Origin of the sequence: Mesorhizobium sp. M4B.F.Ca.ET.089.01.1.1, from assembly GCF_004022605.1 — a bacterium.
Lineage (GTDB): Bacteria > Pseudomonadota > Alphaproteobacteria > Rhizobiales > Rhizobiaceae > Mesorhizobium > Mesorhizobium abyssinicae.
Window position 1 is genome coordinate 1 of sequence record NZ_RZOS01000794.1, and the last position, 1,519, is coordinate 1,519.

A 1,519-nucleotide genomic window follows, 5' to 3' on the forward strand; every position below is an offset into this window, starting at 1 on the left:
CCATCGTGGCGATGGGGGTGGCCGGCTGCGGCAAGTCCGCGGTCGGCGAGGCGCTGGCGGCGGCGCTGGGCGCGGCATTCGTCGAGGGCGACGGGCTGCATCCGCCCGAGAACGTGGCGCGCATGGCAAGCGGTGAGCCGCTCACCGACGAATTGCGCGCCGGCTGGCTCGATGCGATCGGAGGGCGCATCGCGGCCGCGATCGCCGACGGGCAGAGCGTGGTCGCCGCCTGCTCGGCGCTGAAGCGCGGCTACCGCGCGCGACTGCGCGGCTTTTGCCCGGAGCTGCGCTTCGTCTATCTGGAAATCGATGCGGAAACCGCCAAGCGCCGTGTCGGCAGCCGCAAGGGGCATTTCATGCCGGCGAGCCTAGTCGACAGCCAGTTCGCCACGCTCGAAGCGCCGACGGCGGATGAACCGGCGTTGACCGTGGACGGCACCGGCCCGATCTCCGACATCGTCGCCGGCGTGCTTGACGAACTCAGGACAAAGACCTCATGAGGATATGTCGGCGCCCGCGTCCGTCGTGTCGCCCGACCGCTCGGTGAACCTCTGGGCGCCTGCCCATACCATCATCTGTTCCGGGTACAATTTCATCGCCTCCAGGAGGCGATCGCGCTTGAGCAGGATGTAGCGCGCCTGCAGCTCGAGGTTCTTCGCCGCCATGTCCCTTGTCGCGGCGGATGCCGACCTTGCGGGCGGCGCCAGTTCGGGGCTGATGACCGCGCGGTATTCGCGAAAGGGCACGGTCTCGAAGGTCGACATGGCAAACAGCGCCGTTCCGCCTCGCGCGGCGAAGTTTGCCGGAGCCGAGGCCAGTTGGGTCCAGCCGCTTTCCCCGATGCCGACTTCTGTGAAGGTGGTGCCGGCGTGGGTCGTGTTGGTCATCAGGACGATGCCGTTTTCCCTCAGCATGCGTTGCATGCGCACCGTCACCTGGTAGGCATCGCCGCGCTCGAAGACGACCCGGCTTTTGAGGTAGCGGTTCTCCACCGCGATCAGCGGCCGGTTGAGGAAACGCAGGCCGAAAACCGAGTCTGAAAAGCCGTGGAAGTTGACGCTGACCTGGTGCGTTTCGAGGCCGGCGGCATGCAGGGCCCGCTTGCCGATGATGGTCTGGGCGGTGAACTGATCGCACCAGATGATGGCGCCGCGGCCGCGCCGCAGCGCCTCGCGCAGGCCCTCAAGCCCTTCCAGCCGGATTTCCGGCGACCAGCCGTGGCCGGTGAGGTGCGCGGCAAGCAGCAATTGCCGGCGATGAACAGCGGCAAGCAATTGCCTGAACAGCGCTTGCGCATCGACGCGGTCGCCAAGGACGGTGCGGACCGCTGCGGCGTAGCGTGGAAAATCCTTGCGGAGATGGCGCTTCAGCCGAAGCTTCGAACTCCAGGCGCAGATCGGCGCCCACCAGACGACCGGCAGTGTCGCGGCGACGACGAGAAGGAAAGAAAAGAGCAGGCTTTCGCGAAGATCGCGGTTCGAGAAGCGGCGCAGCCGGCCGGGTCCGACCAGCCTGCGGC

The 1,519-nt window shown here is 67.3% G+C and carries 2 protein-coding genes; one reads left to right on the forward strand and one right to left on the reverse strand.

The window, feature by feature from the left end:
* The first annotated feature begins 2 nt into the window (after positions 1-2).
* Positions 3-500 carry a gluconokinase gene (locus EN780_RS33930; protein ID WP_245500209.1) on the forward strand — a complete coding sequence of 166 codons (498 nt, stop codon included), beginning with the start codon at positions 3-5 and terminating at the stop codon, positions 498-500.
* On the opposite strand, the gene EN780_RS33935 is transcribed toward EN780_RS33930, so the two are convergent.
* Positions 495-1,519 (reverse strand): hypothetical protein (locus EN780_RS33935; protein ID WP_128276431.1); only part of this gene is annotated, 1,025 nt, incomplete at its 5' end. The two genes, EN780_RS33930 and EN780_RS33935, sit on opposite strands and share 6 nt — an antisense overlap.